Source organism: Pseudomonas sp. GOM7, from assembly GCF_026723825.1.
Classification (GTDB): domain Bacteria; phylum Pseudomonadota; class Gammaproteobacteria; order Pseudomonadales; family Pseudomonadaceae; genus Aquipseudomonas.
In genome coordinates this window covers 3,346,129-3,370,892 of sequence record NZ_CP113519.1, presented here as the reverse complement: position 1 = coordinate 3,370,892, position 24,764 = coordinate 3,346,129, and the positions used below count along the sequence as shown (strand labels likewise).

Sequence of the window (24,764 nt, the reverse complement as noted above, 5' to 3'; positions counted from 1 at the left end):
TGAGTGCCATCGACTCCGGGCGCCGCATCATGTCTGGCATGCGCCCGAGCGGCCGTCTTCACCTCGGCCATCATCACGGCGTGCTGAAAAGCTGGGTGCGCTTGCAGCATGAGTACGACTGCTTCTTCTGCATCGTCGACTGGCATGCCCTGACCACCGACTACGCGCAGGTCGACAAGCTGCAGCAGCACGTCGTGGACATGGCCATCGACTGGCTGGCGGCAGGCGTCAGTCCTAGTTCGGCGACCCTGTTCGTGCAGTCGCACGTACCCGAACATGCCGAGCTGCACCTGTTGCTTTCGATGATCTGCCCGCTGGGCTGGCTGGAGCGCGTGCCGTCCTACAAGGAGCAACTGGAGCGGGCCACCGGCAAGGATCTGTCCACCTACGGATTTCTCGGTTATCCGCTGCTGCAGGCGGCCGATATCCTGCTGTATCGCGCTGGCCTGGTACCTGTGGGCGCTGACCAGTTGCCGCACATCGAATTCGCCCGCGAAGTGGCGCGGCGCTTCAACCATCTATATGGCAGCGAGCCGGATTTCGAGCTCAAGGCCGAGGCCGCCATCGGCAAGCTGGGCAAGAAGGTCGGCAAGCTTTACCGCAACCTGCGCCGTGCCTATCAGGAGCAGGGCGACGCCGAGGCGCTGGAAACCGCGCGGGCCCTGCTCAAGGAGCAGAGCAACCTGACCCTGGGCGACCAGGAGCGGCTGTTCGGCTATCTGGACGGCGACGGCAAGGTGATCCTTGCCGAGCCGCAGCCGCTGCTGGGGGACTTCGCGCGGATTCCCGGCCTGGACGGGCAGAAGATGTCCAAGTCGCGGGACAATGCCATCTACCTGCGTGACAGCGAGACGGAAGTGGAAGAGAAGCTGCGCCGCATGCCCACCGACCCGGCACGGGTGCACCGCGACGACCCCGGCGAGCCGCAGCGCTGCCCGGTGTGGTCGCTGCACCAGCTCTATTCCAATGACGAATGCATGCACTGGGCGCTGGAGGGCTGTCGCAGCGCCTCCATCGGCTGCCTGGATTGCAAGAGTGCCCTGTGCAGCTCGATTCAGCGCGAGTTGGCGCCGCTGCAGCAGCGCGCCATCGACTATGAAGGCAGCCCGGAGTTGGTGCGCAGCATCCTCGCCGAGGGCGCCGAGCATGCCCGTGATGAAGCGCGCGAGACCCTGGCCGACGTGCGCCGCGCCATGGGCCTGAACAACCGCTGATGGAGCCCGTGGCGATGAGCGATGGCACGACCCCCGAGCCGCAGGCCGGCGCCCAGCAGGAGCTGCCGTTCGCTCTGGTGTATGGCGAGGCGGTCACCGAACTGCCGCTGGATCTGTACATCCCGCCGGATGCCCTGGAGGTGTTTCTCGAAGCCTTCGAGGGCCCGCTCGACCTGCTCCTGTACCTGATCCGCAAGCAGAATATCGACATCCTCGACATTCCCGTGGCCGAGATCACCAAGCAGTACATGGGCTATGTCGAGCTGATGCATTCGGTGCGCCTGGAGCTGGCCGCCGAGTATCTGGTGATGGCCGCCATGCTGGCCGAGATCAAGTCGCGCATGCTCCTGCCACGCTCGGCCGAGGCTGAGGAAGAAGAGGACGACCCGCGCGCCGAGCTGATCCGCCGCTTGCAGGAATACGAGCGCTTCAAGTCGGCCGCCGAGGATCTCGACGAGCTGCCGCGCGTTGGCCGCGACGTGCACATACCGCGCCTCGACGCTCCCGAGGCCAGGGCGCGCAAGCTGTTGCCGGAGGTCAGCCTGGAAGAGCTGCTGCTGTCGATGGCCGAAGTGCTGCGCCGCGCCGACATGTTCGAGAGCCATCAGGTCACCCGCGAGGCGCTATCGACCCGCGAACGCATGAGCGAGGTGCTCGAGCGCCTCAAGGGCGGCGGCTTCGTGCCCTTCGTCGAACTCTTCGCCCTCGAGGAAGGGCGCCTTGGCGTGGTGGTGACCTTCATGGCCGTGCTCGAACTGATCAAGGAATCCCTGGTCGAGCTGGTGCAGAATGAGCCCTTCGCCGCAATCCATGTCAGAGCCCGTGCCGAATGAACCTAAGCGACCCCAAAGACCTGGCCCAACTGCTCGAGGCCTTCCTCCTGGCCTCCGGCAAGCCGCAGTCGCTGGAGCGCCTGTACGAGCTGTTCGAGGAGGGCGAGCGCCCCGAACCCGCGCAGTTCAAGGCGGCGCTCGACGTGCTGCGCCAGTCCTGCGAGGGCCGTGCTTTCGAGCTTAGGGAAGTGGCCTCCGGCTACCGTCTGCAGGTACGCGAGCGCTTCGCTCCCTGGGTCGGGCGCCTGTGGGAAGAGCGCCCGCAGCGCTACTCGCGGGCCTTGCTGGAAACCCTGGCGCTGATCGCCTACCGCCAGCCCATCACCCGTGGCGAGATCGAAGACGTGCGCGGCGTGGCGGTCAACAGCAACATCACCAAGACCCTGCTCGAACGCGAGTGGATCCGCGTGGTGGGCTACCGCGACGTACCGGGGCGCCCGGCCATGTTCGCCACCACCAAGGGCTTTCTCGACCACTTCAACCTCAAGAGCCTGGACGAGCTGCCGCCACTGGCCGCCTTGCGCGAGCTGGAGCCCGAGCCGCAACTGGCCCTGGACGACGAAGCCGAGGTGCCGGCAGGCCTGCAGGCGCGCGCTGACCTGGCCCTGGAGGAGGGCGAGCCCGAGCCCGCCGAACCGCGCGAGGAAACCAGCTTCCGCAGCTTGCTGGCTGAGCTCGACTCGATGGAAGAAGGCCTCAAGACGGACTTCGACGACCTGCGCCTGGTCGAAGACGAGCCGCCAGCCGAGCAAGCACAGGCCGACCTCGAAGGCGACGAAACCTTGCATTGAAAGGCTCAACAGGCCGCATGCAATCCTTCAATCCCGCTGGTGTGCACGCCTTCCTTATGCTGCGTGCACATCCCAAGGTCGAGGACGCGCATCATGAGCAAGAGCCCCTGTATCAAGGTCTGTGAGTTCAAACAGGACATCTGCCTGGGCTGTGGCCGTAGCCGCCAGGAAATCAAGGCCTGGAAACGCCTGGACAAGATCGAGCGCCTGCACCTGCTGGCCGAGGCCGAAATGCGCCTGCTGAGCCTGCAGGCCAGAGGGTTGCGCAAGACCTGAGCTTGTCAATTTTTATTGACATCCGTTCGCCGTCTGGCATCGTCGCATTCTTGGAGCCAATAGCCGTGAAATCGGGTTCGGCTATTTCAATGCACAGGTAGCTGTGTTAAGTAAAACGCACGAAAACACCCTTGTCGTGCTCAATCCAGGAAACCCCATGTCACTGCGTATCTGCATTCTGGAAACTGATTTACTGCGTCCCGAACTGGTCGAGCAATACCACGGCTACGGCCACATGTTCGAGCAACTGTTCGCTAAACAGCCGCTGGCCGCGGAGTTCAGTATCTACAACGTGGTGGAGGGGCATTACCCGCCGGACAGCGAACATTTCGACGCCTATCTGGTGACCGGCAGCAAGGCCGACTCTTTCGGCAGCGACCCCTGGATCCAGAAGCTCAAAGAGTACCTGCTCGACCGCTACCAGCGCGGCCACAAGCTGCTGGGCATCTGCTTCGGTCACCAGTTGCTGGCCCTGCTGCTCGGCGGCAAGGCCGAGCGCGCCGAGCAGGGCTGGGGCGTGGGCGTGCACAACTACCGTATCGCCAGCCAGCCGCAGTGGATGGAGCCCGCGCTGGACAGCCTGCAACTCTTGATCAGCCATCAGGATCAGGTCACCCGCCTGCCGGAAAACGCCACCTTGCTCGCCACCAGCGATTTCTGCCCGAACGCCGCCTACCATATCGGCGATCAGGTGCTGTGCTTCCAGGGCCATCCCGAGTTCGTTCACGACTATTCGCGCGCGCTGCTCGATCTGCGTCAGCAGCACCTGGGCGACAAGATCTACCAGAGCGGCATCGACAGCCTGCATCAGGAGCAGCAGGGCAGCACGGTGGCGCAATGGATGATGCGTTTCGTCGCCCAGGGGCGTGAGGCCAAGGCCTGACGGCTGGTGGGATGAAAAAAGAAAACCCGGAACAGGCTTCCGGGTTTTTTCTGTCTGCGCTTCGTCCAGCGGCAGGGCTTCAGTTGAGGTGCTGCCTGTCCAGGGCAATGGCGGCGTCCAGGGTTTCCAGCAGCGCCTTGCGCACCTTGAGCTTGGTGTTGCGGTGCGCGGTCATGTTGATCTTCTTGAGCTGCTGCGCGGCGGCCAGGGCCGTGGCCTGCAATGCCTCGACCGGCACTACCTTGTCGAGGAAACCGGCCTCCAGCGCCCCTTGCGGGTCGAACATCTCGCCATTGATCACCGAGCGGTGGAAAGCCGACTTGCGCAGACGGTCGCGCGCCAGCTCGATGCCCACATGGTGCATGGTCATGCCGATCTGCACCTCGTTCAGGCCGATATTGAACGGGCCTTCCACGCCGATACGGTAGTCCGCCGACAGCAGGATGAACGCTCCCTTGGCCACGGCATGGCCGGGGCAGGCGACGATGATCGGGTAGGGGTGCGCGAGCATGCGCCGCGCCAGGGTGGAACCGGCCGCGACCAGCTCGATGGCGTTCTGCGGGCCGGAGGTCATCACCTTGAGGTCATAGCCACCGGAGAGAATGCCCGGCTGGCCGGTGATGATGACGACGGCGCGATCCTGCTCGGCGCGATCCAGCGCAGCATTGAAGGCGGCGATCATATCCGGGGAAATGGCGTTCACCTTGCCGTTGCTCAGGGTGAGGGTGGCAATGCCGTCTTCGAGTTGGTAGCTGATCAGGTCGCTCATGGCGGTTTCCTTCTTGGGCCTGCGGGCAGTGTGAGGCAGAAGGTACCCAGGCCGCTGAGCCGGGTAAAGCGCCGTGACCGACTGGCCAGTCAGGCTTTTTGCCTATCGCCATCATGCAATGTGCCTATTGGCCGCCAGAGGGCGTGGCTCTCTAGAGTGCAGAGGTGCCCATAGGAGAGCCTGATGATGAAAGTCCTGTCTGGCCTGGCTGCATTAGTGCTGCTGACGGCCTCGATTCTGCTGAGCCTGCAACCCGAGTGGCACACGCCTCTGGGAGCGACGCTGCTCTTCGTGGTGGGCCTCTGTGTCTCCCTGAGCTTCCTGCTGTTCGGCCGCATGCGCTTCGACGAGCTGCTCGCCACGCCGCCCGAGGAAACCCAGGGGCACAGATAAGCGTATGAATCCTTTAAAAAATGTTTGCCTTCGCGGAAACGTTCGACTACATTAGCGCGCCTCGACAGGCTACAGGCCAAAACGTCGAGATCCGGTGAAGTGTCCGAGTGGTTGAAGGAGCACGCCTGGAAAGTGTGTATACGGGAAACCGTATCAAGAGTTCGAATCTCTTCTTCACCGCCACTTTCGCAATACCTAAAGCCCTGAAAGCTGAGAAGTTTTCGGGGCTTTTTGCTTTTCAGCTTTCGGCAGGTGTCGAAGAAGTGTCGAAAGCCCGGTTTACTCGTAGTGCGACCAGAGACGGAGCACTTTGACGGTCTGTTCATCCTGCAGCACCTGATAGACCAGGCGATGCTGAATGTTGATACGTCTGGAGTAAGCGCCGGCCAGATCCCCGACCAGCTTTTCGTAGGGCGGAGGGTTCTGGAACGGGTTTTCTCGCACGACCTCCAGCAGTGCCTTTGCCTTGTCTTTCAAGCCCGCCGAAGCGAGCTTCTGTGCGTCTTTCTGTGCCTGTTTCGTGTAAACGAGCTGCCAAGTCACCAGTCCAGTTCCTTAGCGCATTCGTCTACAGGTTCAGCCATGCCTTCCTTGATGGATTCGCGCATGCCAGGAATAGAGAGCAGGTACAGGGTTTCCTGAATGGCTTCCCAATCCTCAGCCGAGAGCAGGACAGCATTCGTCCGCTTGCCAGAGATCAGAATGGGCTGGTGAGATTCGGCGGACTGATCAATCAGTCGATAGAGGTTGGTGCGTGCTTCGCTTGCTGTAAGGGTGCGCATGGAGCCGTTCTCCTGAGTCATGCCGCAAGCGTACGCCAAAACGTACGACATGTTAATGCCCCTCGTCGGTTAGTGGGTTGAGCCGTAGTGCGTCCTGCAGGTGATCGGGTGACAGGTGCGCATAGCGCATGGTCATTGCCAGCGACGTATGCCCCAGGATCTTCTGTAGCGTCAGGATGTTCCCGCCTCGCATGACGAAGTGACTGGCGAAGGTGTGGCGCAGTACGTGCGTAGCCTGGCCGGCCGGGAGCTTGATCGAGGTTTTCTCCAGCACACGGCTAAAGGTCAGCATGCAGTTGGTGAACAGGCCGTGCCGCTTGAAGTGGACGTGCAAGGCTTTCTCCAGTGCGCTATCGATCGGAATCGACCGGGTTCGCTTGGACTTGGTATTGGCAAAGGTCACCATGCCGTTTCGCACTCGCTCAGGTGTCAGCGCCTGGGCTTCTCCCCACCGGGCACCTGTACTCAGACAAACACGAGCGATCAGGCCAAGGCCCGGGCTGGTCTTGCGTTGGTCCAGGGCTTCGAGCAGCTCGGCTATCTGGCAGGTCGACAGGAAGGAAATCGGGCGTTCCTGCAGGCGTAGCGGGCGAACCTTGGCCAGCGGGTTGGGGTAGTCGATATCGCCCAGGCGGTGCAACTCGTTGAACATGGCTTTGAGGTAGCCAAGCCGGTTGTTCAGCGTCTTGCCCTGGATGCCAGTCTTGAGCAGCTCGCTTCGTGTTTCGCAGAAGGCATTGCCGGTGAGCTTGATTGCCACAGGGTCGCCTAGATCCTTGGCCAGGTTCTGCAGCGTGCGAAGTATGGCGGCACCATCTGCCAGGGCGTGGCCGTGCAGCTCGTGGTAGCGGGTGCAGAGCTCAGAGAGGCGGCGACGATCTTTCGGCTTGGGCGTCCAGGCCGGCGAGTCGATGCAGTTGGCTCTGCAGGTGGCTTCAAAGCGCTGGGCCTCACCCTTGGTCTTGAAGGTCTTGCGGAAGCGCCGGCCCTTGATGGGCTCAACATCGACTTTCCAGCGACCGTCTGGCAGTTGCTCGATAGCCATTAAACGGCACGCCCCCAGCGGATATGCCGTTCTTCAAGAATGCCTTTGATGTGCTTATACAGGCCATCTTCATCCATGCCCTTGGCGGCGTAGTGGTCGCGGATCACCGGCCAGCATTCCCAGTCCTTGAGCCGATAGAAAGCCTTTCTAGCGCCCACTCGCTCCCGTGCCAGCAGGCTGACGAAGTTTCCCAGGAACAGCTCCACGTTCTTGCCGGAGAAGCCCCGCGAGGTCTTGTATTGACGCTTGTACTCGGTTTCATCCACCAGGGAATCCACCGGCAGATCGACGCGCACGTCATCGCGGATCAGCGTCCAGATGGGTTCAAAGTAGCCGGGGCGAGCCAGTAGCTTGAACTGGCGCAGGCCATAGCGCCACAGGCCGTCGAGGTGCGGAGCAAAGGCGGCATAGCTGTCGGTTTCAATGGCGCTACCGCTGTGCAGATCCACGGAGCCAGAGGCGAACTGCTGGACGATGGAATGGTGGTAACGCAGCTCGACACGCCACACGTCTTGGTCGGGGTTGTAGTTGTCCGGGTCGGCTTCATCGAAGCTATCACGGCGACGCCAAACGCCTTCCCAATAGTCGAGCTTGTCGATGGCCCTGGCTTGCTCAGTCTTGTTGTAGATGCCGAGCTGAACGCCACCGGCAGAGCCGAACAGGTAGGACTGGCCTTTACCGTAGGTGGCGGACTCCAGCGTCCACTGAATTTCCTTGATGCCGGAAATGTCTCGTGCTGCGCGGGCGCGGCAGTGCATGCGGGCGACCAGATCAGACGGAGGCGTCCAGCCTTGCAGGTCTAGCGCCAGGTGAACGGCGCACTGGTTGCGCTCGACGTTGGTCAGGACGTGGCTGGCGTAGTAGTCCAGGCGCTCTTGCAGGCGCTCGGGCGAGAAGGTGTCGATAGCGTGCGGAGACACCTCGATTTTCAGGTGAGGGCCGATGTTCTCGATTTTGGCGTTGAAGTTCTTGATCAGCAGGATGAAACCGAGGTCGGCGTTCTGCAGCTTGTACTGGTAGCCGGAATCCTTGCTGACGCGACCGGAGTGCCAACGCTGGCCAGCGAACTCGACGATGGTGCCGGGCTTGTCGAACAGGCACATGACCTCGGGGCGGATCAGGCCACGGTACAACTGGCGGACGGTATCGACGCTGCAGGCCAGGATTCGGACATTGGACAGGTCGGTTATACGGGCTGACTGATGGTCAAAGAACAGGCGTCCGGTCGGCGATTCCTTGAACTCACGGTTCACACGGAGTTGGTCTTTAACTGCCATTTTCTAATGCTCCAAATAGTGCTGAATTGACACGTTTAAACTTGGTTTATCTGACGTGCTACAGGGACGTCAGCGCCTGCGCGGCGGCGCACACGCGCGCTCGTGCCTCACGCGCAACTACGCCGCCGCGCGCGGCTTTCCGTTGCTGCAGGCACTGAACGACGCTCACCACAGGAAGCGCCCTTTCTCGTAGGGCACGACGGTGATGGGCGTCTGCTGGGGCTGCTGCGCAAGATCGGGATAAGCACTGGGCGCGGGTTGTTGACCCTGGATCATCTGGTCATCGGGGGGAAGATTGGCCAGTCTGTCGGGCTTGGCCGGATCGAAGGCCCCTTCCTCGACGTAGGCCATGCAGGCCTCGAAGGACACCACCGCTCGGGTGCCTTGCTGCGTGTTGCAACGGCAGCCGTAGACCTTGCCCTCTCGATAGCCCAGGACTAGGCGCTTGTGGTTGCGGGTAATCATGTCAGGGTCGGACGAGTACACGCAGGAGAGCTTGGGGTAGGTCACAGGGCGAGTGACTTCGTCATAGATCGGCGCCGAGCTGGGCACGTCTGGCAGGCGGGGCACTCTGAGTGCAACGTACTCTTGAGGTGACAGGGGCGCAGCGGTGGCCTGAGCTTGCTGTTGCGGAACAGGTTCGCCGGTTGGTGACGTGGTGCGCGCCTGTTCGACGGCGTCAGCTTCTGGCTTGGATGGAGCAATTCGCCGCTCATAAACGCCATAGCCGAAGTAGCCAATACCCAGGACGCAGATGATCAGCACGAAGAGGGCGCGGGGTGGCTTGAACTTCATGTGATGTTCGGAGCCTTCAGCCACGGACTGATAGACGCCGAAGTACTTCTTGTCGAGCAGGATTCGCGTGGCCTGGCCGTCGGTGAAGTCGTTCTTTTTCTCCACGTCCATGTTCACGCGCTCGAATTCCCAGCGCTTGATCACCTTGCCTTTGTGGCCGCGAACGTAGTGGATGTGGGAGTTGCAGAGCTTGCGGAAGTGGGTATCGATCAGGCCCGGATTCTGCGTGATGCAGTGCAGCTCGTGGCCACGGTGGCGCATGGTTTCCAGAGCGCTGGCGTACTCGGGCACTGCAGATCCTGCCGGACGAACACGGAAGAAGCTCTGTGCCTCATCGATGACGATGAGGGCGTTCTGTTCGAGCTTGAACCATTCCAGGGGCGTGTCGAACTCCGTCCAGACAGCCTCGAGCACTTCCGCGTTTGGGTCGAAGCCACGGATGTTGTGGTAGTAGACCGGGCGACCTTCTTTCGCGGCTTTGGCGTCTACTTCCTTGATGGTGTTGAGGGTCTTGCCGTTGCCCTGCAGACCCGTGCGCAGAACGAACATCAGCCGCCTGCCTTGTTGAGCAGGGCCAGGCCGGTGATGGTGCCGCTAATGCGATCCATGCCGGCCAGCATGAGGCGAGCAATCACGGCAGCGATGATGATGTTGATGGCCACATCTACCTTGGCCATGCCGAGGATGGCCGCGACAGAGGGCGGTATGGCGCCGAACAGACCTTTGACGTAGCCGTCTACGGTGTCGATCAGTTGGCCGATGCCGACATAGGCGACGTAGGCGAAGCCGAGAGACGCCAGCGCCCGAAAAACGAGGCCGGAAACGATAGAGCCGAGGAAGGTGGCGAGTAGTGGTAGTAGTGGCATATCAAGACCCCTTGATTCCGCGTCCGATGGAGACTGCAAAGAAGATGGAAGCCAGAGCCACGATCAGCGGCCCGATGGCTTGGGCGAAACGGCAGGCGGGTTCCCAGCTAAACGAGTAGCTGCGACCCATGACGGTAAAGCTCTCAGGTGATGGGCAGGACTGAGGGAGCCAGCGGCCCTTGTTGATGGCTTCGCTGAACAAGCCGGCGACGGGGATGGACTCTTCTTTGAGCTGGTATTCCTCACCGGCCATTTCATCGGCTATCTGCTTTTTGACGTTGGCGTCATACGTCCATTGGCAGAGCTGCTCTTTGTTCTTGCGCAAGATGGCGCACTGGATGACATCGCCCTCGCATTTCAACTCTGCATCGCAGGACTCACCGCCAACACTCGGCTGAGCGCATTTGTTCGGGTCAGTGGCTGGGTCGCATTGGCCTTCACCTTCGCCATCGCCATCGCCATTGCCTTCACCGCTGCCGTTACCGTCTCCGTCGGAGCCATCGCCATCTCCATTACCGTCGCCGCTGCCGCTGCCATCGCCATTATCAGAGCCGCCGCCATCTGAGTTGCCGTCTCCGTCTCCGTTGCCATTACCGTCACCGGAGCCGTCACCCTCGCTACCATCTCCAGGATCATCAGAGTCGCCGGGGTCTTTAACGCAGGTTGTGCCCGACCAGACATAGCCGGGCACGTCACCGCAACCAGGGTCATCAGGGTCAGACGGAGGTACATCGGGCGTGTCAGGAGAGTTCAGCGGGTCGCCAGACCTAGAGAGTTCATAGCTATCAGCGCCGCAGCTACCACCCGTGGACTTGAGGACATAATTGCAAAAGCCGGTAGTTGTAGAGCCAGAAACAAAATAGCAACTAGTGGCAGGAGTGTAATCGCCGCCATTGTATGTGCACTGGTTATAGCAAACAGATGGCGGGCCACCGTCAACGACATAATTACGACCGCCGGAGTTAACAACAGGGCTGTCCGAACCCTTGGCGGGGAACATATCGCCTACCGGGCATTCAGGGGGGAGAGGATCACACTCACCGGTTTGAGAATTATATTCAGTATCAGGCGGACAAGAAGTTCCATGACGATCAACATGGACAGGATCAGAAAAAACAAGGCCGGCAACGTCTGTGCCTGCCTTGCCGCGAGACTCATAAACACAACGAAACCTGACGGAAGAAATAGAAATAATATCAGTAACTGAATGGCTATACTTAGGAGAATAACCATCCAGCCACGACATATATTGATCACATGCAGAGCGGGGAGAAGATGAGGTGAAAATTTGGCCCTGCTGGGAAACAGTCCAATAATAATCCTCAGCCTTAGCCAGCCCCGAAAGAAAAGACCCCAATAGCGGCAGCAGTAGCGCGATAACAAAGCGTGTCCGGCGCATCTCAAACCCGCCCAAAGAACAGAGCCCAGAACGCCATAACGATGATGATGGTGGTCAGCATGTTGGCGTCTAGGTTCATGGTTGAAATCCCGATATGAAAAAGCCCGATAACGCGTTACCGGGCTGTTTGTGGTGCAGCGCCTTACAGCGCGCGGCGGATGAACTTGAAGGCAGCGATGGCGATGATCACGCCCAGAACGATGCCCGCGACCTGAACGCCATCGGTCTTGGCGCTATCCAGGGCGTCGGTTACGCCAGTCGGCAGTTCGGCGTGGGCTTGCTGCATGGCCAGCAGGCCGACAGCGGCGGAGGCACCGAGGGAACGGCGCAGGACTTTCAGTTGTTGCATGGTTGTATCTCCTACAGGTTGAGTGCCTTTTTCAGCACGAGAGCGCCGAAGACGATGGCGAACAGCACCAGGGCGTGTTCCCGGATTTGCTCGTGATCCTCGGCAGTTAGCCCGGATGGGCTTATCTCACTGAGTGCGATGGTCGAGAGGGTGCCGTTGCAGACCGGGGTCTGCCCCACGCTTTCCCACACGCCGTCGCACACAATGAAATTCATGTGGCCCCCTGTTACTCAGCCAAGCTCGGGTCGCGGACGACTTCGGCGAGGTCGAGGCAGTCGGGGCACAGGGTTAGGTGGGGCGCCTGGCGCAGATCGGGCAGCAGGTCGGGTTGCGGTGCTGGCTGGTTATAGAGCTGGCCCATGGGCTGCCCGCAGCAGTCACACTTCACGCGATCAACGATCAGCACGGCGGCGCCCTCGGGTTAGGCCTTGGTCGCGTCCGGCTGGCTGCCGGTCGGCTTGGGCTGTTGCTGTTCAGGCTGCTTGCGGGAGTCGGCACCGGCAGCGCGGGCAGGCTTGGCGGACTCGATGTGCAGGACGATGAACTTGCCTGCGTTCTTGGAGCCGCGTTCGATTTCCATGGTGACGTTGACGGTTTCGAGCACATGGAGGCCTTTGCAGGCGTTCCACACTTCTTCGCGAACGTCGTCGGATACCTGCATGGAGAGCAGGGAAATACCCAGGTCTTTCTCACCGTCCGGTTCGTCGCCCAGGTACAGCTTGACCAGATCCACGTTATCGAACTTCACGCGCTCAGCGCTGATGAATGCCAGTTGAGTAGTGGTGCGTGCCATGTGTGTTTCCTCGTTTAAGTTGCGCCTTATTGCGCGGATTAACCTTTTGCGGGCCGAGTTAGCCCGAGCAGAGGAACTTGCTAAGTTCTTCACTGCCAGGGATTGCACGGTTTACAACGGGTTTGTGTGCTTAGTTATACGCTACTGAAAAGCTAAAAAATCACTCTTGCATAAATATCATCTGTAAAAGCTTATTGGGCCGAATAGTGACGCAATGACACTTTTAACTTTGGCGATAATTAACTTTTGCTCATTAATCTGGATAACACCAAGGGCTTTGCCCTTATCATCCCACTCTTGCCGCCGAGGGCTCGGGAGCGCGGGGCGGTGAAGCTGCCCCACACTCCCCAGCCGAGGCTTTTACGGGGGAGGACGTTCAAGGGTTCGCTCCGCCCGTGCCTCCGTTTGTCCGAACGGTGAAGCGTGTTCGGACAAGCCGGGGGCGCGGCCCTTGACCGGATCAGCTTCGGCGGGGGCGGTTGGTTCGCTTGGCGGGTTGCGCTTGGCGTTGGCCTCTTTACGATCCTGATACAAGTAGTAAGGAATGCTCAGCAGCAGGCAGAGCAAGGCAACGATGCCTAACACGACGCCTAAGAGGCCTACGATGCAACCGAATAGAACGAAGAGGTACATAGCCTGGAACAGCAGATTTACCGCCGCCTCTAGAACGACCTCAAGCGAGTTGATCCATTCAGTGATCATGCGTTCACCCCACCAGCTCGAACGGTTCGCGCAGGGGCACGAAAGGGGTGGGTTTGCCGGTGTCGCTGACAACGCTCCAGAACTTCGGCGGTCGGCTCGGTGGCGTGTGTTTCGCGCAGGTATAGGCCGGCGTAACGTGGGTTCGACCATTTACCTGTGACCATTGCGCGGGGCGGCACTCGGTGCAGGGTGTGGATTGGGAGGTATCCAAGGGAAACGACTTCCGGGGACTCACCCAATTTCGTTTGACGTGGCAAACAGAGCAGTCGCAGCTCTCGGCGTGCGGGTGACGGCGAAAGGCGAACGTCTTGCCTTGCGGATTGCGGGCAAAGCAGCCCTGGCAGCCGCAGTCCTTTGGGTGCGATAGCAGGTACTGGCTCGGGTTGGTCATTGGCTGCCACCTCGGGCTTTGCGGAAACCACAGCAGTAGCGCGGGCACGCTGAATAAGGCGGCCACATTCATTGCCGGAAATGGCTCCAGCCTCACGGAAGCCTTCGATGTAGCCGAGCAGGTAGAACAGCAGGGATTCCAAGACGCCGCGGTCAGACGACTTGAGACGGTCTAGGCGAGCCAGGTCGCGGTCTACGCGCTCATAGAACGATTGGTGATTGCGGCTCATTGGTTCACCCCCGGAAAGCGCACGAGGCGGACTTTGCCGAGCTTCACGCTCTCGACGGTGCCGGTTCTGATCCAGTGCGCGACTTGCTCGACGGCTACACCGGCCAGGGCGGCGAAGGCGGCTTGCGTATAGAAGGGAGGATTCATGCCGTCCACTCCTGTTCCAGCAGCCAGGAGCGGAGCAGGGCGCTATTGACCATGCGGCGCTTGCCTAGCTTTACGGTGGGGAGAACGCCTTTCATTGCCCAGGCGCGTGCCACGCCGTAGGTCAGGCCGTTGCGATCAGCCCAGGACTCGACGGTTTCCACGTCCTGTTGCGGGCCTATCAGCTTTGAAGGTTCCAGCTCTTCCAGTTCCATGCTCGTTCCGTCACTATTCGTGTCATTAGGACAAAATGTCCTTTTGATGAATTATTTATCAGTGCGGGGTCATGATGATCCTTGATGAATTATTTATCAATAAATTATTCATCAATCATAAGAGCTTTTTGGAATGATCGAGGAAAGGCTTAGAACCCTTGTGAGATACATAGGGGCCACCAAGCTGGCTGAGGCCACTACGATCAAGGAGCGCCAACGGTGGCAGACCGTGGCGACCAATCGGAAGGTGAAGACCCGGATCGAGGATCTAGAGGAGCTGCTGAAGGTATTCCCTCAGTACGAGCTGTGGCTGTGGAGGGGAGAGGTAGACCCTGCAAAAGGCCAGGTATCGCCTGGATACGAAGAGGCCGATTCAAACTTGCCCGATCAAAGCGCGGGATAGCAATTACACAGGAAGTAGCTCGGCGTTGGTATTTGCAAGGAATAAGAAAATAATCTGGAATCAGCCAGTTTCAATTAATACATGCTGACGTTTAGGATGTGAGTATGAAGGATTTTTTCCCAGGACATTTTCCAAAAGACGAAACTGAGCACGAAAATTTATGGGGTAAGTGTATTTTTGTATTTGATGCAAATATTTTGCTCAATATGTATAGATACTCTGATGATACTCGTGCAAGTTTTTTACAGGTTCTGGAAAAGCTGGGAGATAGAGCCTGGATACCTTATCGTGTTGCTGATGAATATTTGACTAATAGATTGAAAGTCATACATGAGCAGCTGGACGAATATTCAGCGGCAATTAATGAGTCGCAAAATCTAAGGAAAAAGCTCCAGAATGTCAGGCAGCATCCATTTGTTTCTAAAGGAATAATGGACAAGGCTGAAGATATTTTTGACTCATTGGAAGCTGAACTCAATAGGAATCAGTCTGTCCACGGGCGGCGAATGCATGAGGATGAAATAAAGACCCGCTTGGCAGAAATATTTAAAGGAAAGGTCGGTCGAAAGCTATCGAACGATGAGCTGGAAAAAATAATATCAGAGGGGGAGCGGCGTTATGCAGAGAAAGTTCCTCCCGGATACTCTGATGCAAAGAAAGCTTCGAGTGATGAGTTCCTCAGCGCGAGATGTCGTCCTTATGGCGACTTGATAGTATGGAAGCAGATTATAGAAAAGTCATGTGATGAGAAGAGCTCTGTTATTTTCATTACTGACGATGGCAAGGAGGACTGGTGGCTGCGATTTAAAGGAAAGACCATAGGCCCTAGACCGGAACTCATTGAAGAGTTTATGGGGGCTACAGGGATGGAGTTTCACATGTACCACCCTGATCGCTTTCTATCGCTGGCTAGCGAATATCTTAAGAAAGAAGCGCCAATTTCAGAAGCAGTGTTAGATGAGGTTAGAAGCGTTAGCGCCAAAGAAGAGCGTCAGGCGAAGGCAATAGAAGGTTCAAGTGCAATCTCGGCAGAGTTGATAGAGCGTTATGAAGAAAACTCTAAGCTGAATGAGGGGTTGTCTTTGGAGCTAGCTCAAATATATAACAGGTTGCATGAGATTAAAGGGCATATTAATTATTTTGATAAGCTTAGAAGTGATGTTAGAAGAGATATATATTTTTCTTCTCGAGGGCATGATGAAGGGTCTTTAGGGGAGTCGGCAGAGAGTGAGGCGCTCAGGGGGAGGTATGAGGAATATAGTAGGGTTATGCATGGTTATCAAAGTGAGTATGAGCGCCTGAATATGCGAGTGGAGGAGCTTCGTCGTAAGATAACGGCTGCCGAAAGTATGGCATTTAACTATAAAAGAAAGTATCTGGATGTTAATGGTGTGTCGGTAGAGGATCTTTAATTAAACGATATTTATTTTGATATTGGCATGGAGGCAATATGAAATCCGACTGGGAAGACGCACCAGACTATCTATGCAGCAAGAAAAAGCCCGGCCCATGGCGAATAGTGGCCATCCTGGGCGTGGGTTCCGCGATTACCTGGGGTGTGATCGCATTGTTTGCCAAGCCAATCGTGATCAATGTGGATCAGCTCAAGCAGGCGATACACGTAGACGGCAGACCCCTGTTCAGCCAGCAACCGGCGCCACAGCCCTACAGCGAGCCGGAAGAGAACCTAAGGCTGCCATCCATTCCCCTCGATCCACCCGCGCAACGGGTTGCACGCCGGTCGGCCAATCAGCCTCAGCCATACGCCTCGATGGAGTGGACGGAGGAAGAAAAGGCGAGGGCGGTTGCCAGTGCGCAGAATGTCTTCAATGACAACAACTACACCCCCAAACAGCCGGCCAGCACATACACACCGCCCGCAACTCACCGCATAGCCCAGGCATCCCAACAGACGCAGCAACGCAAATCCAAGCAGGTAAGCCGCGAGCGGACTTCCAAGTGGATCAAGAGCTGGAATGGTGGCACGAACTACCTGGCGGAATGGATATCGGTGAACAACTACATCGACGGCACCAGCGTCTGCGCCAACCACCGACGCGGATCAATCGACTACCGCGAATGCCGCAAGGCCGCCAAGCAGCACTTTCACAAACAGTGCCGAACCTGGCGTGCCCGCTATGACAGTGACCGCAAGACAAGCAGTGACCGCATGAAGACGCGCTATTGCTCTGCGGCGAGTAGCTTTAATCCGATGGGGTAGGGGAGAAATGAAAACCTCTGAAATCTTAACTTTCCTAAAGGCTGAGGCATTTCTGCTTAGCGCAATTCCTATGGTTGCAATTGCGGCATCTTTCTTTTTTGAAATTGGGTATTTGGGCTTTTATGGTGTTCCGCCTAATGTTATAGAAGTTGATCTGTATACGGTAATCATTTCGTGCATGTGCTTGGTGTTTTTGCTTTATGTTGTTGTTGAGATTTTTTACACTGTTATTAACTTTGCGAGAAAAAGTAATAAGCATCTGACTGCATTTTGTATATCTTTAATTCCTTCCTTAATGGTTTTATTGTTTGCTGGATTGTACCGGGTGAGTCAGTTGTTATGGTTGGCGCTGGCGTTTTTTGTTATTTTTTATCTGTATGTTTTGGATTTAATTAAGCAGAAGGGTAGTGTGGAGGTTGAGGCAAAAAAAGACGAGTCGCTTATTTTGGTTGATAAGTTTAAAGGTTTTCTGTTTGTTGCTATTCTTATGGCGGGGCTTAGTTTGGGGGTTGGTTATAACGTTGCTTTGGAAAAGGTCTCATACTTTGTTGTTGGTGATGATAAGGTTTTAGTTGAGATATATGGCGACAACGTAGTTTTGGCTTATTTCAAGGCAAGTGACTCAGGCGGAATTCTTACTGGTGAAATTGAAGTGGTGAAGCTTTCGGAGTACACCTTAAAAGGGGAACAGCAAAATCTAGGTAAAGTAAGGTCTGTTAAGGACGAGGAAAGACGGGCAAATGTCGAAAAAGTGTCGAAATTATAGTGCCGAATAGAGACGAAACGAGACGGTGAGTCGAGCGGAAAGCCCGTAACGAGCGGGTTTGGCACGAATTGACACGCTACTGAAACGGGTTCGAATCTCTTCTTCACCGCCACTTTCGCAATACCCGAAGCCCTGAAAGCTGAAAAGCTTTCGGGGCTTTTTTGTTTTTGGTGTCCCGTCCTGTCGACACAAGGCACCAACCCATTTGCCACTCGTTTCATTTCGATGGCGTAGTTGCCTGCCCGGACTGCTGTACTTGTTGGCGCAGGCGAGCGAAGTATTGCGGGTCTGCGGGCTGGGCAGGTCTGGATGCGGCCCCGGCAAGCAGCTCGTTGCGCAATCGTCTAGGGCTATCGTCTGGCATGGATGCTCCCTTGAGGAAATTAACCTAAAAGGTTATTTTGAGCGGCATGGAAAAGCGCAAACCCCATTTCAAGCTTGAGCTGGTGAAGCAGGCCGTAGCCGAGCAGCGTTATCGCTTCACCCGCGTAGCCCTGGAAGGGGCGCTGAGCTGGGTATGGGGATGGCCGACATGCTGGCCGTCATCAGTGCCCTGAGCAGCCGCGACTTTTTCAAGAGCATGACAACCTATGCGGATCATACTACCTGGCAAGACGTTTACCGACCCGAAACCGAGTTCGGGCAGGTCTATCTGAAGTTCACGCTGGTGGCCGATCTGCTGATCGTTTCCTTCAAGGAGAAGTGACCATGAAATGTCCAGTATGCGGCGGGGCGGAACTGGTTCACGACACCCGCGATATGCCCTTCACCTACAAGGGGCAGACCACTCAAATTGCCGCAGTAACGGCTGACTGGTGCGATGCCTGCGGCGAGTCCCTGACCGGGCCGGCTGAGAGCGAGCGCGTCATCTGTGCCATGAACGAGTTTCGTCAGCAGGTGAACGCTCGGAGCGGTAATCAGGAGCTGATTCGCAGTGTGCGCAAGCAGTTGCGCTTGAGCCAGCGTGAAGCGGCCGAGCTGTTTGGTGGTGGCCCGAATGCGTTTTCTCGCTATGAGCGAGGCAGCACGGAAGCACCGCAGCCGCTGGTGCAGTTGTTCAAGATACTGGGGCGTCACCCGGAGCTGATCGACGAGCTGCGTGCAGGTTGAGTGTCGAAATCATGGCGCCGAATAGCGACGAGTCGAGCCGGCGGGGGGGTGGAAAGCCCGTGAGCTGCAATGCGCCGACATAGCGGGTGAGCCTTGAGCATAAGCCTATGTGGATGACCAAGCGCGTAGGAGCCCGCTTGCGGGCGATCGAGGCAAAAGCATCGCCGGCAAGCCGGCTCCTACAAAAACAGTCCGATAACGCATTCGACTTACCATCAAACAGTTTGGCTGCTCAGGCATATGCGGTACCGGAGATTTGGGCTCTGGTGGCTTGCATTGAACCGCTTTGAGATAAATGGTTACAGGTGAGAGAAGAGGGGCGAGATGACCGAGATTCATGGTAGCGGGGACTGTGGCAATTCTCCCAAGAACAGGTTCGTGCAGGATGTGGCGATAGCGCTGGAAACCGGCCAGGCGATGGCGGAGGGTTTTAGTGATGATGCTGTCTGGGAGGGCGTTGCGGACGCTCCCATCAAGGGAAGAAGCGCCATTGCCAAGGCGCTGGCTGCAAAGACCAAGCCCGCCGCTGTTGCTATCGAGCACGCGATTTCTCATGGGAAGGTCGGGGCAGCGAGCGGTGTGGTGACTTTTGCAAATGGGCAGAAGCGGCGTTTCAGCCATATTCTTGAGTTCACCAACACGAAGGCGAACTGCGTTGCCGTGATCAAGAGCTATTCATGAGCGGTAGAACCCAGTAACCGCTTCCCGTCCAGGCTTTGCCTGGCTGCGTAATCTCAAGTTGTTCTCCCTTTCGGTAAATTCGCTTCCTTTTCCTTCGATCCTCGTGAACGCCTTCGGCAATGTGGCGCCAGCCTACGCAGCCTACGCAGCCTACGCAGCCTACGCAGCCTACGCAGCCTCCTGCCCGACTGAGCATCGATTACCCTTATGGTGACCATTGAAAGCGTCGATTTCAGCGAGCTGGTGCGCCGGCATAAGCTCACTCCAACGAAACGTGCAACAGGTTGGAGGTGGCTATGCCGCGCATCGATGTGGTTTCTCTGGTGGGCAGTGCCGTGCCCGATGAACTCAAGTCCGGTGGTCATATGGCCTGCTGGCTGCTGCCGGTCGATGGTCAGCCCAAGGCTGGCCCTTTCGCCTCTCGCGAGGCGGCGCTGGCCTGCCAGGCGATCTGGCAGTTGAGCACTGCCGTTCGCGGTGATGCGTCATCCTCTTTTCTGGCCTGATCGATTTCCGCACTCAGCCCTCTCCCCCAGCCCCTCTCCCATGACGGGAGAGGGGAGCCAAACAGCATTACCCCACGTGGCGGGCTTTTCTTTTATTCGTGCAGTTAAAATGACGTTTTCCCGGTCGGGGTATGGCGTGAAGTGGGACATTTTCTGCGCCGTGGTGGACAACTACGGCGATATTGGCGTGACCTGGCGCCTGGCCCGGCAACTGGTGGCCGAACATGGGTTGGCGGTACGCCTGTGGGTGGATGATCTGGGCTCCTTCGCTCATCTGTGCCCGAGCCTCGACCCGCACGCGGCAGTGCAGGAGCAGGCGAGCGTCGAGGTGCGGCACTGGTCGGGCGCCTGGCAGCCGGTGGAGGTGGCCGATGTGGTGATCGAAGCCTTCGCCTGCACGCTGCCGGGCGAATACGTCGAGGCGATGGCCGCACGCACGGTGCCGCCCTTGTGGCTGAATCTGGAATACCTCAGCGCCGAGGACTGGGTGGCGGGCTGCCATGGCCTGCCGTCGCCGCAGCCGGGCGGGTTGCAGAAGTTCTTCTTCTTTCCCGGTTTCGTCGAGGGTACTGGTGGTCTGCTGCGCGAGGCCAGTCTGCTCGCCGAGCGAGATGCATTGCAGGCCGATGTCGGCGCGCAAGCGGCTTTCCTGGCGCGATTGGGCGTGGTGCGCCAGGCCCAGGCGCAACTGATCTCGCTGTTCGCCTATGAAAACGCCGGCCTGGCCGACTGGCTGCAGGCGCTCGCCGGCGCCGAGCGGCCCACGCAACTGCTGGTGCCGCAGGGGCGCATTCTCGCCGATGTGCAGGCCTGGCTGGGCAGGTCGCTGGCGCCTGGCGAACGATGCCAGCGCGGCAATCTACATCTGCAGGGGCTGCCGTTCATGGCCCAGGCCGATTACGACCGCTTGCTGTGGTGTTGCGATTTCAATGCCGTGCGCGGCGAGGATTCCTTCATTCGCGCGCAGTGGGCAGCAAGGCCCATGCTCTGGCATATCTATCGGCAGGAGGAGGGCGCGCACTGGGACAAGCTCGATGCCTTTCTCGCGCTCTATCGCCAGGGGCTCAGTGCGTCGGCGGATGCTGCGCTGCAGCAGCTATGGAAGGCCTGGAACGCCGAGCAGGGCATGGCAGAGGCCTGGGGCGAGGTAGAGCGCAACTGGCAAGAGTTGCGCGAACATGCCGAGCGCTGGTGCTCGCAACAGGCCGCCCGGCCGGATCTTGCCTCGGCACTGGTGCAGTTTCACCGAAATTGGCTATCATAGCGGGCTTAGAATTCTGTACCTCCCGCATATTTCGGATATTCGCATGAAAACTGCACAGGAAATGAGAGTCAACAGCGTGGCCCTGATCGACGGCCAGCCGTGGCTGATCCAGAAGGCCGAGTTCACCAAGTCCGGCCGTAACAGCGCCATCGTCAAGATGAAGCTGAAGAACCTGCTCAACGGCTCCAAGACCGAGACCGTCTACAAAGCCGACGACAAGATGGAACCGGTGATTCTCGAGCGCAAGGAAGTGACCCTGTCCTACATCAGCGGTGACGACTACGTGTTCATGGATCCGGAATACAACTCCTACGAGCTGCGTGCCGAAGATCTGGAAAGTGTTCTGCCGTTCATCGAAGAAGGCATGACCGATATCTGCGAAGCCGTGTTCTTCGAGGGCAAGGTGATCTCCGTCGACCTGCCGACCACCATCGTGCGTCAGGTGGTCTACACCGAGAACGCCGCCCGTGGCGACACCTCCGGCAAGGTGATGAAGCCTGCCAAGCTGCGCAATGGCACCGAGATCAAGGTTGCCGAGTTCGTCGACATCGACGACTGGATCGAGATCGACACCCGCGACGCTTCCTACAAGGGTCGCACCCAGGCTCCGGCCTGATTCAGGTGATAAGATGAAAAGCCCAGTCAGCCGACTGGGCTTTTTTATGTCTCGTTTTTGACAGGGAGGTTTCATGGACACTCTAAATCCTTATCAGACACCCCAGGCGGCCTTGCAGGAGCGGGCGGCGGATGAACCGTTGCTGGCGTCGCGCGGTGCACGTCTCGGCGCTGTGATCATCGACTCCCTGCTGCTCGCGTTGATCACGATGCCGATTTCCTATTTCAAGGGTGATTTCGAGATGTTCGTGCAGGGCATCGAGCCGAGCATCTGGCTGCAGGTGCAGGGCATGCTGATCGGCATGGTCGTGTTCGTGCTGATCAACGGAGCCTGGCTCAAGCGCTACGGGCAAACCGTGGGCAAACGCATCTGCAAGGTGCGGATCGTCGACATGCAGGGCCAGGTGCCGGCGCTGCCCGGCCTGTTGCTCAAGCGCTACCTGAGTGTATGGCTGGTGTCGCTGATTCCTGTCGCCGGCACCTTGCTGTGCAGCATCAATTACCTATTCATCTTCCGCAGCGACCGGCGCTGTGTGCACGACCACCTGGCCGGTACGCGAGTCGTGGCCGCCTGACCGACGCTGCTCAGCCCAGGCTGGCCTGCAACGCCTGATCCCAGGGCGGCGGAAAGCCGAAGCGCTGTTTGAGGAAGCTGAGCAGCAGGCGCGTTCGCGCGCTGGCTTCACGCTCCAGGCGCAGCGCGTAGATGGTGCTGGGCTCGCTCGGGGGCAGGCCGTTCTCGCAGAACAGCGGCACCAGCTCGCCGCGCTGTAGGTGCTCGCTGATCATCCAGGTCGGCAGGTGGGCAATGCCCAGGCCGGCGATGGCGCTGAACAGCAGGGTTTCGGCGTTGTTGCTGGTTTGCCGCATGCGCTTGGGCTTGCATAGCTGCAGCTTGCCGTCGACCTCGAAGCGCCAGGCGTAGGGTGGGGCGAGGCTGTCCCAGTCGAGGCCGTCATGCTGATCGAGCTCCAACGGACTACGCGGGATGCCGCGTCGGCGCAGGTAGTCCGGGTTGGCGCAGACGATGCGGGTCATCGAAGCCAGTGGCGTGGCCACCAGTCGGCTGTCCGGCAGGGGGCCTATGCGCACCACGATATCTACTTCGCCCAGGTGCTCGCCGTGCAGGTCGGTGAAGCTGTCGATCAGCCGCAGTTGCACGTCCAGCCCCGGGTTGGCGGTGAGGAAGTCGGCGATGGCCGGGCCCAGGTGGCGGCGCCCGAAGGGCGTCGGTGCGTCGATGCGGATCAGGCCTTCCGGTGCGCTGCTCAGCGATACCGCTTCGGCGCGGGCCAGATGCAGCTCGTTGAGGATGCGCCGGGCCCGTTCGGCGAAGGCCAGGCCTGCCGGTGTGATCCGCACGGCATGGGTGGTGCGGCTGAACAGGCTGCTGCCAATGGCGCGCTCCAGCGCATCGATGCGCCGCGCCACCGCTGAGGGCGTGAGCGGGTGGCGGCGAGCGGCGGCGGAGAAGCTGCCGGCTTCCAGTACGTCGAGAAACAGCTCCAGTTGAGCGGTCAGGGCATCCGGGTTCATGAGGGCTCGCTGTGCGTGATAAGCACAACCATTTTGCGTGCTTGTGCGTTTCCATACTAGCTGCGCGCTTCTACCATGCGCACAACTGTGGAGGTGTCATGAGTGCGTTCGATCTGCTGCTGAATCTGTTGCTGGGCATGGCGTTGGGCACCCTGGGCGGGCTGTTCGGCATTGGCGGTGGGCTGATCGCCATTCCGGTGCTCGGGGTGTTGTTCGGGCTGGATCAGCAACTGGCCCAGGGCACGGCACTGGTGATGGTGGTGCCGAACGTGATGCTGGCAATCTGGCGCTATCACCAGCGCAACCGTATCGACCCACGCCATGCCCTGTTGCTGGGCGTGACCAGTTTCCTCTGTGCCTGGCTGGCCTCGCTCTATGCCGTCGGCCTGGATGCGCGCACCATGCGCTGGGCTTTCGTCTGCTTCCTGCTGGCGCTGGCGGCCTACAACCTGCTGCGTATGCTGACGCAGCAGGCGGTGCCGAGTGGCGAGCTGCGCCATTCCTGGGGCTGGTTCGGCGCGCTCGGCAGCGTGGCCGGTGGCATGGGCGGGTTGTTCGGCGTGGGTGGGGCAGTGGTGGCCACGCCGGTGCTGACCAGCGTGTTCGGCACCAGCCAGGTGGTGGCGCAGGGGTTGTCGCTATCGCTGGCGTTGCCTAGCACCGCCGTCACGCTGTTCACCTATGCGCTGCACCAGCACGTCAACTGGTGGCTGGGCGTGCCGTTGGCGGCTGGTGGGCTGCTCAGCATCAGTTGGGGCGTGCGTTTGGCGCACTCGCTGCCGGAGCGTCTGCTGCGCAGCCTGTTCTGCGGCTTTCTGTTGATCTGTGCGGTGCTGCTGACGCTGGAGCTCTAGCAGGCTGTTGAAAAACTAGCTCGGCTTTGGCTTCCTGCGTCGCTCTACCTCCTGCATCCATGCAGTCGTGCGTTGCCATTGCTGCGTTAAAAACAGCCTCGCGTGCGAGCCCAGGCTAGGCGCCCCCGTCAAAAATGCTCATTTACAACACGTAAACCCGAGTGCGGGCCCAGTGCTTTTTTCGGCTGTTTTTGCGGGGCCGCCATCGGTATTGCACAGGCTGCCTCGCCTACGTTTTTCAACGGCCTGCTAACAGGCTGTCAGAGCTCCTCGTCATCGCGGATCAGGATATAGCGGCTCCCCTCGGCGTCCTCTTCCTGATCGTAGACGTAGTACATCACCACTTCGCCCTGGCTCGGCTGTACGGCCACGTAGTCGCCGCTCTCGGTCGTGAAGAAGGCCTTGCTGAGCGGTGCAGCGAGGCATTCGATACGCGCGCTGAAGAACAGCGCCGGGTCTTCCTCACCGAAATATTCCTCGCGCTGGCGGGCATCCCAGTCCAACGGCGCCTCGAAGGCGCCAAGCATCAGCAGCCGTGCTTCGCCCAGGTCGAGTTCCTCGGCGTCCTCATCCTTTTCGTCCGGGCGATAGACGCTGCAGTCGAGCGCTTGCGGGTGTTCCAGCACGGCTTTGCGGGCTAGCGGGTCGAGGGGCATGGCGGTC

At 58.9% G+C, this 24,764-nt stretch carries 36 protein-coding genes and 1 tRNA gene; 19 read left to right on the top strand and 18 right to left on the bottom strand.

The annotated features are described in order from the left end of the window. Positions 1-38: 38 nt before the first annotated feature. The 5 genes from OU800_RS14840 to OU800_RS14820 all read left to right on the top strand — a co-directional run bounded on the left by OU800_RS14840 (position 39) and on the right by OU800_RS14820 (position 3,997). Complete coding sequence (locus OU800_RS14840) at positions 39-1,214, top strand: tryptophan--tRNA ligase (RefSeq protein WP_268184337.1); 1,176 nt, start codon at positions 39-41, stop codon at positions 1,212-1,214. Positions 1,215-1,348: 134 nt separating this feature from the next. After that, a complete protein-coding gene (locus OU800_RS14835; protein WP_268184335.1) occupies positions 1,349-2,047 on the top strand; it encodes a segregation and condensation protein A in 699 nt (232 codons plus the stop codon). Continuing rightward, on the top strand, positions 2,044-2,838 hold the full coding sequence (gene scpB / locus OU800_RS14830) for an SMC-Scp complex subunit ScpB (protein WP_268178053.1): 795 nt from the start codon (positions 2,044-2,046) through the stop codon (positions 2,836-2,838). Before OU800_RS14835 ends, scpB begins: the two co-directional genes overlap by 4 nt. A gap of 93 nt (positions 2,839-2,931) precedes the next feature. Beyond that, positions 2,932-3,114, top strand: a complete 183-nt coding sequence (locus tag OU800_RS14825; protein WP_268178052.1) for a DUF1289 domain-containing protein — start codon at positions 2,932-2,934, stop codon at positions 3,112-3,114. A 157-nt stretch (positions 3,115-3,271) separates the two neighbouring features. Further along, positions 3,272-3,997 carry an amidotransferase gene (locus tag OU800_RS14820; RefSeq protein ID WP_268178051.1) on the top strand — a complete coding sequence of 242 codons (726 nt, stop codon included), beginning with the start codon at positions 3,272-3,274 and terminating at the stop codon, positions 3,995-3,997. Positions 3,998-4,076: 79 nt separating this feature from the next. Here the strand turns inward: OU800_RS14820 and OU800_RS14815 are convergent, their stop codons facing one another. Continuing rightward, a complete protein-coding gene (locus tag OU800_RS14815; protein WP_268178050.1) occupies positions 4,077-4,766 on the bottom strand; it encodes a crotonase/enoyl-CoA hydratase family protein in 690 nt (229 codons plus the stop codon). A gap of 183 nt (positions 4,767-4,949) precedes the next feature. On the opposite strand from OU800_RS14815, the gene OU800_RS14810 reads away from it, so the two are divergent. Then, positions 4,950-5,159 (top strand): hypothetical protein, encoded by a 210-nt coding sequence (locus tag OU800_RS14810; protein ID WP_268178049.1) that lies wholly within the window; start codon positions 4,950-4,952, stop codon positions 5,157-5,159. A gap of 93 nt (positions 5,160-5,252) precedes the next feature. Next, a tRNA-Ser gene (locus tag OU800_RS14805) sits at positions 5,253-5,342 on the top strand. 96 nt (positions 5,343-5,438) lie between these two features. On the opposite strand, the gene OU800_RS14800 is transcribed toward OU800_RS14805, so the two are convergent. The 15 genes from OU800_RS14800 to OU800_RS14730 form a co-directional block, all read right to left on the bottom strand. Then, on the bottom strand, positions 5,439-5,702 hold the full coding sequence (locus tag OU800_RS14800) for a Txe/YoeB family addiction module toxin (RefSeq protein WP_074678285.1): 264 nt from the start codon (positions 5,700-5,702) through the stop codon (positions 5,439-5,441). Next, a complete protein-coding gene (locus OU800_RS14795; RefSeq protein WP_268178048.1) occupies positions 5,699-5,941 on the bottom strand; it encodes a type II toxin-antitoxin system Phd/YefM family antitoxin in 243 nt (80 codons plus the stop codon). The genes OU800_RS14800 and OU800_RS14795 overlap by 4 nt, the downstream gene beginning before the upstream one ends. A 52-nt stretch (positions 5,942-5,993) precedes the next feature. Beyond that, a complete protein-coding gene (locus OU800_RS14790) occupies positions 5,994-6,986 on the bottom strand; it encodes a phage integrase (protein ID WP_268178047.1) in 993 nt (330 codons plus the stop codon). Continuing rightward, positions 6,986-8,263, bottom strand: coding sequence for a hypothetical protein (locus OU800_RS14785; RefSeq protein WP_268178046.1), 1,278 nt, complete (start codon positions 8,261-8,263; stop codon positions 6,986-6,988). The genes OU800_RS14790 and OU800_RS14785 overlap by 1 nt, the downstream gene beginning before the upstream one ends. Positions 8,264-8,428: 165 nt before the next feature. Continuing rightward, positions 8,429-9,607, bottom strand: a complete 1,179-nt coding sequence (locus OU800_RS14780) for a zonular occludens toxin domain-containing protein (RefSeq protein ID WP_268178045.1) — start codon at positions 9,605-9,607, stop codon at positions 8,429-8,431. Beyond that, positions 9,607-9,924: a DUF2523 domain-containing protein gene (locus tag OU800_RS14775; protein WP_268178044.1), complete on the bottom strand. Its 318-nt coding sequence runs from the start codon at positions 9,922-9,924 to the stop codon at positions 9,607-9,609. The genes OU800_RS14780 and OU800_RS14775 overlap by 1 nt, the downstream gene beginning before the upstream one ends. Before the next feature lies 1 nt (position 9,925). Further along, a complete protein-coding gene (locus tag OU800_RS14770) occupies positions 9,926-11,323 on the bottom strand; it encodes a virulence factor TspB C-terminal domain-related protein (protein WP_268178042.1) in 1,398 nt (465 codons plus the stop codon). 142 nt (positions 11,324-11,465) lie between these two features. Continuing rightward, positions 11,466-11,672: a major capsid protein gene (locus tag OU800_RS14765; RefSeq protein ID WP_268178041.1), complete on the bottom strand. Its 207-nt coding sequence runs from the start codon at positions 11,670-11,672 to the stop codon at positions 11,466-11,468. Positions 11,673-11,683: 11 nt separating this feature from the next. Then, the gene (locus tag OU800_RS14760; protein WP_268178040.1) at positions 11,684-11,887 is read right to left on the bottom strand and encodes a hypothetical protein; all 204 of its coding nucleotides are present in this window, start codon (positions 11,885-11,887) and stop codon (positions 11,684-11,686) included. Positions 11,888-11,898: 11 nt separating this feature from the next. Further along, entirely contained in the window at positions 11,899-12,078 is a 180-nt protein-coding gene (locus tag OU800_RS14755; RefSeq protein ID WP_268178039.1) for a hypothetical protein, read from the bottom strand. 15 nt (positions 12,079-12,093) lie between these two features. Continuing rightward, complete coding sequence (locus OU800_RS14750) at positions 12,094-12,465, bottom strand: hypothetical protein (protein WP_268178038.1); 372 nt, start codon at positions 12,463-12,465, stop codon at positions 12,094-12,096. Positions 12,466-12,825: 360 nt separating this feature from the next. Next, positions 12,826-13,167 carry a hypothetical protein gene (locus OU800_RS14745; protein ID WP_268178037.1) on the bottom strand — a complete coding sequence of 114 codons (342 nt, stop codon included), beginning with the start codon at positions 13,165-13,167 and terminating at the stop codon, positions 12,826-12,828. 4 nt (positions 13,168-13,171) lie between these two features. Next, complete coding sequence (gene pflM / locus OU800_RS14740) at positions 13,172-13,558, bottom strand: lysogeny maintenance protein PflM (protein WP_442964706.1); 387 nt, start codon at positions 13,556-13,558, stop codon at positions 13,172-13,174. Between the two features lie 225 nt (positions 13,559-13,783). After that, entirely contained in the window at positions 13,784-13,933 is a 150-nt protein-coding gene (locus tag OU800_RS14735) for a hypothetical protein (protein WP_268178036.1), read from the bottom strand. After that, a complete protein-coding gene (locus OU800_RS14730; RefSeq protein ID WP_268178035.1) occupies positions 13,930-14,145 on the bottom strand; it encodes a DNA-binding protein in 216 nt (71 codons plus the stop codon). Before OU800_RS14730 ends, OU800_RS14735 begins: the two co-directional genes overlap by 4 nt. A gap of 133 nt (positions 14,146-14,278) precedes the next feature. Between OU800_RS14730 and OU800_RS14725 the strand changes: the two genes are divergently transcribed. The 11 genes from OU800_RS14725 to OU800_RS14675 all read left to right on the top strand — a co-directional run bounded on the left by OU800_RS14725 (position 14,279) and on the right by OU800_RS14675 (position 22,286). Then, complete coding sequence (locus OU800_RS14725) at positions 14,279-14,548, top strand: DNA-binding protein (RefSeq protein WP_268178034.1); 270 nt, start codon at positions 14,279-14,281, stop codon at positions 14,546-14,548. A 104-nt stretch (positions 14,549-14,652) separates the two neighbouring features. After that, positions 14,653-15,960 carry a PIN-like domain-containing protein gene (locus OU800_RS14720; protein ID WP_268178033.1) on the top strand — a complete coding sequence of 436 codons (1,308 nt, stop codon included), beginning with the start codon at positions 14,653-14,655 and terminating at the stop codon, positions 15,958-15,960. A gap of 38 nt (positions 15,961-15,998) precedes the next feature. Beyond that, positions 15,999-16,769 carry a hypothetical protein gene (locus OU800_RS14715; protein WP_268178032.1) on the top strand — a complete coding sequence of 257 codons (771 nt, stop codon included), beginning with the start codon at positions 15,999-16,001 and terminating at the stop codon, positions 16,767-16,769. A 7-nt stretch (positions 16,770-16,776) separates the two neighbouring features. Continuing rightward, positions 16,777-17,535 (top strand): hypothetical protein, encoded by a 759-nt coding sequence (locus OU800_RS14710; RefSeq protein ID WP_268178031.1) that lies wholly within the window; start codon positions 16,777-16,779, stop codon positions 17,533-17,535. Positions 17,536-18,058: 523 nt separating this feature from the next. After that, positions 18,059-18,241, top strand: a complete 183-nt coding sequence (locus OU800_RS24390) for a type II toxin-antitoxin system MqsR family toxin (protein ID WP_442964705.1) — start codon at positions 18,059-18,061, stop codon at positions 18,239-18,241. A gap of 2 nt (positions 18,242-18,243) precedes the next feature. Next, a complete protein-coding gene (locus OU800_RS14700) occupies positions 18,244-18,645 on the top strand; it encodes a type II TA system antitoxin MqsA family protein (RefSeq protein ID WP_268178030.1) in 402 nt (133 codons plus the stop codon). A gap of 324 nt (positions 18,646-18,969) precedes the next feature. Further along, on the top strand, positions 18,970-19,326 hold the full coding sequence (locus tag OU800_RS14695; protein ID WP_268178029.1) for a nuclear transport factor 2 family protein: 357 nt from the start codon (positions 18,970-18,972) through the stop codon (positions 19,324-19,326). A gap of 296 nt (positions 19,327-19,622) precedes the next feature. Then, a complete protein-coding gene (locus OU800_RS14690) occupies positions 19,623-19,832 on the top strand; it encodes a hypothetical protein (protein WP_268178028.1) in 210 nt (69 codons plus the stop codon). Positions 19,833-19,968: 136 nt separating this feature from the next. Beyond that, positions 19,969-21,096, top strand: coding sequence for an elongation factor P maturation arginine rhamnosyltransferase EarP (gene earP, locus OU800_RS14685; RefSeq protein WP_268178027.1), 1,128 nt, complete (start codon positions 19,969-19,971; stop codon positions 21,094-21,096). Between the two features lie 43 nt (positions 21,097-21,139). Then, complete coding sequence (gene efp / locus OU800_RS14680; RefSeq protein ID WP_268178026.1) at positions 21,140-21,712, top strand: elongation factor P; 573 nt, start codon at positions 21,140-21,142, stop codon at positions 21,710-21,712. 73 nt (positions 21,713-21,785) lie between these two features. Further along, a complete protein-coding gene (locus tag OU800_RS14675) occupies positions 21,786-22,286 on the top strand; it encodes an RDD family protein (RefSeq protein ID WP_268178025.1) in 501 nt (166 codons plus the stop codon). A gap of 10 nt (positions 22,287-22,296) precedes the next feature. Here the strand turns inward: OU800_RS14675 and OU800_RS14670 are convergent, their stop codons facing one another. Next, positions 22,297-23,247 (bottom strand): LysR family transcriptional regulator, encoded by a 951-nt coding sequence (locus OU800_RS14670; RefSeq protein WP_268178024.1) that lies wholly within the window; start codon positions 23,245-23,247, stop codon positions 22,297-22,299. Between the two features lie 98 nt (positions 23,248-23,345). Here OU800_RS14670 and OU800_RS14665 point away from each other — a divergent pair, with 98 nt between their 5' ends. Beyond that, positions 23,346-24,101, top strand: coding sequence for a sulfite exporter TauE/SafE family protein (locus OU800_RS14665; RefSeq protein WP_268178023.1), 756 nt, complete (start codon positions 23,346-23,348; stop codon positions 24,099-24,101). A gap of 260 nt (positions 24,102-24,361) precedes the next feature. Here OU800_RS14665 and OU800_RS14660 read toward each other — a convergent pair whose 3' ends face one another. Then, positions 24,362-24,757, bottom strand: coding sequence for a hypothetical protein (locus tag OU800_RS14660; RefSeq protein WP_268178022.1), 396 nt, complete (start codon positions 24,755-24,757; stop codon positions 24,362-24,364). Positions 24,758-24,764: the final 7 nt, after the last annotated feature.

Excerpts from the sequence above, each read along its gene's own strand:
- OU800_RS14840 (WP_268184337.1), top strand. The coding sequence starts at position 39 with ATGCGCCCGAGCGGCCGTCTTCACCTCGGCCATCATCACGGCGTGCTG.
- scpB (WP_268178053.1), top strand. The coding sequence starts at position 2,044 with ATGAACCTAAGCGACCCCAAAGACCTGGCCCAACTGCTCGAGGCCTTC.
- OU800_RS14825 (WP_268178052.1), top strand. The coding sequence starts at position 2,932 with ATGAGCAAGAGCCCCTGTATCAAGGTCTGTGAGTTCAAACAGGACATC.
- OU800_RS14820 (WP_268178051.1), top strand. The coding sequence starts at position 3,272 with ATGTCACTGCGTATCTGCATTCTGGAAACTGATTTACTGCGTCCCGAA.
- OU800_RS14815 (WP_268178050.1), bottom strand. The coding sequence starts at position 4,766 with ATGAGCGACCTGATCAGCTACCAACTCGAAGACGGCATTGCCACCCTC.
- OU800_RS14810 (WP_268178049.1), top strand. The coding sequence starts at position 4,950 with ATGATGAAAGTCCTGTCTGGCCTGGCTGCATTAGTGCTGCTGACGGCC.
- OU800_RS14795 (WP_268178048.1), bottom strand. The coding sequence starts at position 5,941 with ATGCGCACCCTTACAGCAAGCGAAGCACGCACCAACCTCTATCGACTG.
- OU800_RS14790 (WP_268178047.1), bottom strand. The coding sequence starts at position 6,986 with ATGGCTATCGAGCAACTGCCAGACGGTCGCTGGAAAGTCGATGTTGAG.
- OU800_RS14785 (WP_268178046.1), bottom strand. The coding sequence starts at position 8,263 with ATGGCAGTTAAAGACCAACTCCGTGTGAACCGTGAGTTCAAGGAATCG.
- OU800_RS14780 (WP_268178045.1), bottom strand. The coding sequence starts at position 9,607 with ATGTTCGTTCTGCGCACGGGTCTGCAGGGCAACGGCAAGACCCTCAAC.
- OU800_RS14775 (WP_268178044.1), bottom strand. The coding sequence starts at position 9,924 with ATGCCACTACTACCACTACTCGCCACCTTCCTCGGCTCTATCGTTTCC.
- OU800_RS14770 (WP_268178042.1), bottom strand. The coding sequence starts at position 11,323 with ATGCGCCGGACACGCTTTGTTATCGCGCTACTGCTGCCGCTATTGGGG.
- OU800_RS14765 (WP_268178041.1), bottom strand. The coding sequence starts at position 11,672 with ATGCAACAACTGAAAGTCCTGCGCCGTTCCCTCGGTGCCTCCGCCGCT.
- OU800_RS14760 (WP_268178040.1), bottom strand. The coding sequence starts at position 11,887 with ATGAATTTCATTGTGTGCGACGGCGTGTGGGAAAGCGTGGGGCAGACC.
- OU800_RS14750 (WP_268178038.1), bottom strand. The coding sequence starts at position 12,465 with ATGGCACGCACCACTACTCAACTGGCATTCATCAGCGCTGAGCGCGTG.
- OU800_RS14745 (WP_268178037.1), bottom strand. The coding sequence starts at position 13,167 with ATGATCACTGAATGGATCAACTCGCTTGAGGTCGTTCTAGAGGCGGCG.
- pflM (WP_442964706.1), bottom strand. The coding sequence starts at position 13,558 with ATGACCAACCCGAGCCAGTACCTGCTATCGCACCCAAAGGACTGCGGC.
- OU800_RS14735 (WP_268178036.1), bottom strand. The coding sequence starts at position 13,933 with ATGAATCCTCCCTTCTATACGCAAGCCGCCTTCGCCGCCCTGGCCGGT.
- OU800_RS14730 (WP_268178035.1), bottom strand. The coding sequence starts at position 14,145 with ATGGAACTGGAAGAGCTGGAACCTTCAAAGCTGATAGGCCCGCAACAG.
- OU800_RS14725 (WP_268178034.1), top strand. The coding sequence starts at position 14,279 with ATGATCGAGGAAAGGCTTAGAACCCTTGTGAGATACATAGGGGCCACC.
- OU800_RS14720 (WP_268178033.1), top strand. The coding sequence starts at position 14,653 with ATGAAGGATTTTTTCCCAGGACATTTTCCAAAAGACGAAACTGAGCAC.
- OU800_RS14715 (WP_268178032.1), top strand. The coding sequence starts at position 15,999 with ATGAAATCCGACTGGGAAGACGCACCAGACTATCTATGCAGCAAGAAA.
- OU800_RS14710 (WP_268178031.1), top strand. The coding sequence starts at position 16,777 with ATGAAAACCTCTGAAATCTTAACTTTCCTAAAGGCTGAGGCATTTCTG.
- OU800_RS24390 (WP_442964705.1), top strand. The coding sequence starts at position 18,059 with ATGGCCGACATGCTGGCCGTCATCAGTGCCCTGAGCAGCCGCGACTTT.
- OU800_RS14700 (WP_268178030.1), top strand. The coding sequence starts at position 18,244 with ATGAAATGTCCAGTATGCGGCGGGGCGGAACTGGTTCACGACACCCGC.
- OU800_RS14695 (WP_268178029.1), top strand. The coding sequence starts at position 18,970 with ATGACCGAGATTCATGGTAGCGGGGACTGTGGCAATTCTCCCAAGAAC.
- OU800_RS14690 (WP_268178028.1), top strand. The coding sequence starts at position 19,623 with ATGCCGCGCATCGATGTGGTTTCTCTGGTGGGCAGTGCCGTGCCCGAT.
- efp (WP_268178026.1), top strand. The coding sequence starts at position 21,140 with ATGAAAACTGCACAGGAAATGAGAGTCAACAGCGTGGCCCTGATCGAC.
- OU800_RS14675 (WP_268178025.1), top strand. The coding sequence starts at position 21,786 with ATGGACACTCTAAATCCTTATCAGACACCCCAGGCGGCCTTGCAGGAG.
- OU800_RS14670 (WP_268178024.1), bottom strand. The coding sequence starts at position 23,247 with ATGAACCCGGATGCCCTGACCGCTCAACTGGAGCTGTTTCTCGACGTA.
- OU800_RS14665 (WP_268178023.1), top strand. The coding sequence starts at position 23,346 with ATGAGTGCGTTCGATCTGCTGCTGAATCTGTTGCTGGGCATGGCGTTG.
- OU800_RS14660 (WP_268178022.1), bottom strand. The coding sequence starts at position 24,757 with ATGCCCCTCGACCCGCTAGCCCGCAAAGCCGTGCTGGAACACCCGCAA.